Source organism: Capnocytophaga sp. oral taxon 332 str. F0381 (assembly GCF_000318275.2).
GTDB classification, from domain to species: domain Bacteria; phylum Bacteroidota; class Bacteroidia; order Flavobacteriales; family Flavobacteriaceae; genus Capnocytophaga; species Capnocytophaga bilenii.
The window spans coordinates 1-7,227 of sequence record NZ_KB291329.1 but is presented as its reverse complement, the minus strand read 5'-3'; the positions used below and the strand labels follow the sequence as shown (position 1 = coordinate 7,227).

The window sequence follows — 7,227 nt, the reverse complement described above, 5'->3', positions numbered from 1 at the left end:
TCGCTCAACCTTCGCTCAACCTTCGCTCAAGGTTCGCTCAAGATTCGGTGAGAGTGGGGGGCAAAAATAGCGAAAAAAAAACTTTGGCAAACTCTGAAAGTTTGCCAAAGTGTGTGGCGCAATCATACTTTTAAAACTTTTCGGACACCCTCTGTGTGGTGCTTTGCGCTATTTTGTGATTGGCTATTACAAGAAAGTACCGCTGCTTTCGGGAGATAGATTTGAAGCTAAAATGTCGCTTTGATCTTTTTCTATTTCTTCTTGGCTTACACCAAATTCACGCATTGCGTCTTCCACTTGCTTGTATTCTTTTAGAATATCGGTATAGATATGTATCGGGATTTTCACATCTAATATTTTATTATTAGGGACGGTATTATACGCTAAATCGGCAGGCTTGCTGCTAAAGTAACCCAATACTATTCGCAAATCAAAATTGATATAGGTTCGTTTTACTTCAAAAAAGCCTTTCAATCCTATCTGTTCTTGGCGAAGTACTCCTTTAGGGGCGTTTGGATTTTTATCAATTCCTGCTCCCCCTTTGATGTACAGCTCTTCAGGATTGGTATCGCGGTATTTGTAGTTGAGTGCTTCTGCTTGGGTAGGAACAGTGGTATTGCTGGCTACTGCTACAAAGTTATTGGCAACAAAAAAGAATTGATAGTGATTGGGGTTGTTGCCCGTACTTAGCATTGTGTTTATACGCTTACCACTTGCATCGTAAAAAATCAATTCTATACCATATAAGCTCACTCCTTGATTGCTGTGGTGATGGTGGTCTTCGTCTTCATCATCGTGATGGTCTTCTACTACATCTGCTCCTTCCCAACGGATAGCGGTGGGGTTATTGGCAGCAGGTGTAGGCACGCCATTTACATTATTGAAGTAAAAATGCTGTACCGTTTTGAGGTATTTCACGGGGTAATCGGGGTTGCCGTGAAAATAGCCGTGAGAATGCCCTTTGGTAAAGCGCACTTCGAGCTTGCTCCAAGTTGTTACAAATGTTTGAGTAGCTGTTGAAGCAGTAGTAGAGGTAGCAGTTTGGGGGTTTTGTTTGCTTGGAGGTGTTATTTTATCATCATTCTTATTACAAGAAAAAGAGATAAAAGCAATAGACATTGATAACAATGCGATTTTTAAAAAATTATATATGTTTTTCATTGTTTTTAGTGTTAAAAGGGTTATTGTTTAATTTCTATGGGGAGTATCATATCGGAATCCAACTGAAAAGCATTGCTATATTCAACCACGTTGTAAGGGCGCTCTTCTTTAGTTTGAGGATTTAACTTGTTGGCTACAATAAAGTGCGCTAACTTGATGCGCAACTTATAATTGCCCACAGTTGCCTCATCTTTGATATGAAAAATGCCTTTTAGCCCGATAGGGTCGCGCAATTCTGGGTGTTTTTTATCCCAAGTGCGCAAACGCAAACTTACTCCTTGTGTGCCATAAGTGCCATTCTCTGGGTTGGTATCCTCATAAGTGTAGTTTACAAGGTTGTTCATAGCCTCTACCATAGCGGCTCTTCCTTCGCCATTTTTGGGATATTCACCTTGAAATAGCTGAAAAAAGTGCTGGTGAATAGGTGCCATTTCGGCAGTTACAAACTCGTGGTTCATACGCTGTCCGTTGTTGTAATACACTATCTCGAATAGGTATTCGTGCCCTACTTTCCATTGTACAGGCGAAGTAATGTCATACTCTATTCCTTTAGGCGACTTATCGGCGGTGCGTTCTTGCACCTCTCTAGTAGCTTTATCGGTGATGATAAACTGTACCTTGTCGGGCATATCGTGTCCTCTGTCTTTAGTTTCATCGGTAGGGGCTGCGGGTTTGGTTTTGTCTTTACTACAGCCACTTACTGCGAAACACACTAAAACTATCATACTGATAGTTTTTAAATAACCTATTATTTTTTTCATTTTTGAATACTGTTTAAAAATTATAATTTAACCTTACAAATACATTTCTACCCAAATCGTGGGCGTAATACCTAAAGCGATTGGTGTACTCTTTGTACTCGGTATTTAAAAGGTTTTCGGCAGAAACTCTAATGCTTAGCGCTTGCTGCTTGCTAATATTTAAGGTAGTGCCTATATGCGCCCCGAAAAGATGATAGGCATCGGGGGTGGTGGGCACTAACTCTTGGGCAGGTTCAAAGCGGGTTTGCTTAGCCACAAAAGTATGTTCTATACCTATTGTAAACTTCCTCATAAGCTTTGTACTGCTATCGGCATTCCACTGCAACTGCTGGCTTAGGCGCGGAGCGGGTATAAACGGAAAGTAACGCTGGGTGCGCATCTCATTGGCAAAAACTACCGAGCTTTTTAGTTCATACGCTAAGGTGTGGTTACGCTGTCGGTACCATTTCAGCAGCGGCAGTCTTGCTTCGAGGTCTATCCCTCTAAAGAAAGCATCGGCTTGGGTGTACTGAAAGATAGGGTACACGCCCGAAAAAAGAGTACGCACTTCGCCTGTAGGGTAATCGTAAATGTAATTTTTTATCCATTGCAAATACATATCTACATTGAGCCGTAATGTGGAGTGGCTATAAGTAAAGGTAGTGAGCCACTTAAGTCCTGTTTCGGACTGTAGTGTATCATCGCCTAAATCATAAGTACCTGCCCCATGGTGTAACCCACTGCTGTACAGCTCGTTTACGTGAGGAGAACGCCAAGCCAAGCCTATGCTGGTGCCAATGTCTATCCAATTATGATGGTAGTAAGCGCCCGCATTATAGGTAATGTTGTGAAACTGGTGTTCGCCCCCGTAGCGTTGCGAATACATATCGTAACCATCGGCATTCAGGTACTTGTAGTCATACCTAAGTCCTGCCTCAGCCAACCAATTGTGCTGTTCATAACGCTGAATGCCAAAAGCTCCGTAACTAAGCGAAGCAAAATTTGGGATTACAGGCACTACTCCCGTACCGGGCTGGTTGTAGTTATCTTGCTTGCCAAAACTCGCCCCTATCATCGTTTGCCAATGCTTATAGTTATGCTCCCAATCTACGTCGAGGGTGTGAGTGGTGAGCTCCATATTCAGGGCAGGGATACGCGTTCTATCCATACGGCGCACGCTAAACTCTTGGCGTATATCTTTCTGAAAAGCGTATTGTGCCGTGAGCTTGCCGCCAAAAGGCATATAGTAAAACGCTTTGGTTTTCAGCAGATGATGCACTACCTTTTGTTTGGGCGCATTGATAGTGTACGAAAACGGATAGGTAGTAAGCGGCTTCCCGATTTCAAACCTGCCTAACAAATCGTCTAAATTACCAATATGCGACCCGTAGAACACGCTGCTCTCATTCTCATAGCGGCTGTAGAACACTTCGGCAGTACCTTGCTTTTGTTGTACACCTGTAGCTACCGAAAAATTCGCCTCGCGGGCTGCGGTGTTGTTCAGCAGATAGTGAGCTGTACTGAGGTCGCCAGAGCGTTTCAGCGTACCTTGCACGCGCCACGCCCACGAATGGAACTTAGGCACTGAACTTTCTGCAACTGCGGTAAGGACTGTTTTTCTGCCATTGGAAGCGAAAGAAGGCGCCAATCTACCGTGTAGCCCATCGCCATAGGGCAACTTATTAGGCGCTATGAGGATGACTCCCCCAAGGGCATCAGAGCCATAGCGCACGGCATTAGCGCCTTTTACTATGGTTATCTGGTCGGCTACCATAGGGTCTATTTCGGGAGCGTGGTCGGCACCCCATTGTTGTCCCTCTTGGCGCACCTCGTTATTGAGTATCAAAATACGATTGCTGTGCAAGCCGTGAATAACAGGCTTGGCAATGGTAGCCCCCGTTTGTATCATCGAGACGCCCGCTGTTTGGGTAAGTATTTTAGCCAATTCGTCACCCAAATGCTGCGTAAGATTCTCTTTTTTGATAACTTCAATTTTGCAAGGGAACTTGCAGTTTACTCTCGTGGGGTTATTACCTACTACCGTTACAGCCTCCAGCTGACTTACTGTTTCTTTCATCACTACCTTATAAGGTTGTGCAATAGGCAGCGCAAGCGTTGCTTCGTAATCGTGATAACCGAGATAGGTAATTTTGATAGGATAAGAACCTTTGCTTGTTTTCTCAATAATTGCTTTGCCGTTGCTATCGGTGAGGTAGTGTTTGCCCATAAAGTGCACCACCGCCCCTGCCAATGGCAATTGCTGCGTATCTTCTACTTGCAGTTGTAATTGGCTTTGCCCCAAAATAGGAAGCGCACACAAAAGCAGCAGAAGAGTAAATATCTTTTGCATAGAAATTGAATTTAGTTGTTAGACCTTAGTCGTTTGTTATTAGACCTTAGTCATCAAATACTAAGCGTTAACTACTAAATTAGCAGGAGGCCCTCGTGAGAAAACAACAGAAGTTGTTTGGTAAATATTATTTTGAAGAAAAAAAGTAGTTACTTCAGTAGGTAGTTCTATAAGGAAGTGAAGAACGCTTGTACCAATAAAGTACTGATGTAACTGTAAGAAAATACAATCGTAGTGGGTGTTTACAGATGAAAAGTGAGCTTTGTGGTGGCACTCATCACCCGAAGCTATAGCACATAACTCTTTCTCTGTAAGGTGTTTATGAAAAAACTCTCCTACAGGAAATGCGACTTTCAGCATACATAGCAGTAGCAAAAGGACGCCATAACGATTATGCAAATGCTTCTTTTTCATAGTCTTGACGGCACAAAAGTATAAAAAAAAATAATAGCTAACAAGAAAAAGATGAATTTTAACAGAAAAAATAGAAAAGGCTACCTCAAAAAAGTGGGGTAGCCTTTTCTATCATATAAATAAAATCGCTATTATCGTTTTTCTTTTAACGACCAACCTGTTTGCAAACCGATGATGAAGTATACCAATAGCAATTCACCAAAAGCCAAGAGCAAGTCACCTGGAATACGCAACCAGCGAATGATTTGCATATGTTCTGATTGCATAAACGCTTCAGAACGAGCTGACCAATAGCCATTTTGGATAGCTTCTATCGCTTGCAAGATACCTACAGGCAACAAACTGCCTACTAACATTACTAACAGACCTATATTGATAAGCCAGAATGCCCACGCAAGGAGTTTGCCATTCCAATGACGATCGGGGTAAAGACCGCGTAATACGAATAGTATTAAACCTATACCTAAGATACCATACACTCCAAACAAGGCTGCGTGCCCGTGAACTGCGGTGGTGTTCAACCCTTGTATATAATAAAGCGCTATAGGAGGATTGATAGCAAATCCGAAGATACCTGCACCAAGGAAGTTCCAAAAACACATAGCTATAAAGCAGTAAATAGGCCATTTATAAGCTTTTATCCACTCTGTAGTTTTAGAAATTTTGTAGTTGTGATAAGCTTCGTAACCGATGAGTACCAAAGGTACAATCTCTAAAGCACTAAAGGTAGCACCCAATGCCAATACTCCTGTAGGGGTTGCGCTAAAGTATAAGTGGTGGAATGTACCCAAGATACCTCCTGCCAAGAATACAATTGTAGAGAACAATACTGAAGCGCTTGCTACTTTCAAACGCAATAAGCCCATACGTGAGAACAAAAACGCTGCTACTACAGTAGCGAATACTTCAAAGAAGCCTTCTACCCAAAGATGCACTACCCACCAGCGCCAGTATTCGGCAATAGCCATATGTGTTTGGCGTCCGTACATTAATCCTGCACCATAGAAAGCAGCAATAGCTATAGAGGCTAATACAAAGAGCAATAATAAGTGTCTGTTTTCGTCTTTTTTACGCAAAGCAGGCAACAAGGCTCTTACCATTAAGAACAACCATAAGAACAAGCCTACAAGCAATAAGATTTGCCAGAAACGACCCAACTCTAAATACTCATATCCTTGGTGACCAAAGTAGAAGTTTTCTACCAAGCCTAATTTTTGCATTACTCCAAACCATTGTCCTGCCAACGAACCTAATACAACTATCAACAAGGCAATAAAGAGAACATTCACGCCAAGACGTTGGTATTTAGGTTCGTAGCCTGATACTGCAGGGGCAATATAAAGCCCTGTAGCCAACCAAGAGGTTGCAATCCAGAAGATAGCCAGCTGCACGTGCCAGCTACGGGTAATAGCTTGTGGTAATATCAAATCAAGTGGGATACCGAAGAAACCTTCACCCTCTACCCCGTAGTGAGCTGTAATTACCCCAGCTACCATTTGTACCAAGATAAGCAAAGATACAATCCAAATATATTTGAGAGTAGCTTTCATTGAAGGGGTAGGCTTTAAACCACGCATAGGGTCTTGTGCAGGAAGATGTTCGCTTTCTTCTTCTTCTTTGTTGCTTGCGTGGTAATATACCAATAAACCAACACCAAAAAGCAACATTAGCACGCTAAAGCCCGACCACATTTGTAGTGAAGTAGAAGGGTGGTTACCAATCACAGGGTCATAAGGCCAGTTATTGGTATAAGTAACATCACTACCTGGGCGGTTGGTACTACATACCCAAGAAGTCCAAGTAAAGAATGCACTCATTTGTGCCATACGAGCTTCATCTTTGATAGCATTATCGGGGATAGCGTAATGCACACGAGTAGTTTTAAGTGCAGGGTCGTTCATAAACAAGCGACGGTAATAGTCAGCAAGTTCTTTAGCAACTTTAGCACGTTCTGGCGAGAAGGTAATCACGCCTGTAGCTTCATCAAAGGTATTGTTGCGCAATTCTTTACGCAATCTTACCTGATACTTAGCTTGTTCTTCTTCAGTAAGCTCGCTATACACTTTACCGTCTTCTTCGGCATAAATTTTTAGCAAAGCTTCTGATTCGCGGTGTAGGTAATCAGCATTCCAGTCGGGAGCGATGTAAGCTCCGTGTCCCCAAATACTACCTACTGTTTGACCACCCATAGATTGCCAAACATTCTGACCATCTTTAATGTCTTGCCCTTCATAAAGAAGATCGCCATTATTAACGACAATCTTAGTAGGGAAAGGCGGTGCTGTACGGTAAATTTCAACACCGTAAAAAATCAGCACAAGGAATGAAGCGGCTACTGTCGCTCCAAGCCAAAACCATAATTTTTTAGCTGTCATAACAATTTAAAATTAGTGTTTTTAATTTCACGCTGCAAATTTATAAAAGATAATTATATCTTTAATGAAAAAAAGATATTTTTTTCCGATAATATTGATATTTAGAAAGATTATCAATTAAAACTCAATCCCCAACAACAAACACACAGCACAATCCCCCAACAAAAAAACCAGCGAGTGATTTCTC

5 protein-coding genes are annotated in these 7,227 nt (G+C 42.1%); all 5 read right to left on the bottom strand.

From position 1 onward, the window contains the following. Positions 1–186: 186 nt before the first annotated feature. Positions 187–1,161: a hypothetical protein gene (locus tag HMPREF9075_RS08660; RefSeq protein ID WP_009416164.1), complete on the bottom strand. Its 975-nt coding sequence runs from the start codon at positions 1,159–1,161 to the stop codon at positions 187–189. Positions 1,162–1,181: 20 nt separating this feature from the next. Further along, positions 1,182–1,922, bottom strand: a complete 741-nt coding sequence (locus HMPREF9075_RS08655) for a hypothetical protein (protein ID WP_009416163.1) — start codon at positions 1,920–1,922, stop codon at positions 1,182–1,184. A 13-nt stretch (positions 1,923–1,935) separates the two neighbouring features. After that, entirely contained in the window at positions 1,936–4,251 is a 2,316-nt protein-coding gene (locus HMPREF9075_RS08650; protein ID WP_009416162.1) for a TonB-dependent receptor domain-containing protein, read from the bottom strand. Between the two features lie 60 nt (positions 4,252–4,311). Beyond that, the gene (locus tag HMPREF9075_RS08645; protein ID WP_034557310.1) at positions 4,312–4,611 is read right to left on the bottom strand and encodes a hypothetical protein; all 300 of its coding nucleotides are present in this window, start codon (positions 4,609–4,611) and stop codon (positions 4,312–4,314) included. Between the two features lie 185 nt (positions 4,612–4,796). Then, a complete protein-coding gene (locus tag HMPREF9075_RS08640; RefSeq protein ID WP_009416160.1) occupies positions 4,797–7,040 on the bottom strand; it encodes a nitric-oxide reductase large subunit in 2,244 nt (747 codons plus the stop codon). Positions 7,041–7,227 lie beyond the last annotated feature (187 nt).

Bases quoted from the DNA above. Each gene is read 5' to 3' on its own strand.
- HMPREF9075_RS08655 (WP_009416163.1), bottom strand. From the start codon at position 1,922: ATGAAAAAAATAATAGGTTATTTAAAAACTATCAGTATGATAGTTTTA.
- HMPREF9075_RS08640 (WP_009416160.1), bottom strand. From the start codon at position 7,040: ATGACAGCTAAAAAATTATGGTTTTGGCTTGGAGCGACAGTAGCCGCT.
- HMPREF9075_RS08650 (WP_009416162.1), bottom strand. From the start codon at position 4,251: ATGCAAAAGATATTTACTCTTCTGCTGCTTTTGTGTGCGCTTCCTATT.
- HMPREF9075_RS08660 (WP_009416164.1), bottom strand. From the start codon at position 1,161: ATGAAAAACATATATAATTTTTTAAAAATCGCATTGTTATCAATGTCT.
- HMPREF9075_RS08645 (WP_034557310.1), bottom strand. From the start codon at position 4,611: ATGCTGAAAGTCGCATTTCCTGTAGGAGAGTTTTTTCATAAACACCTT.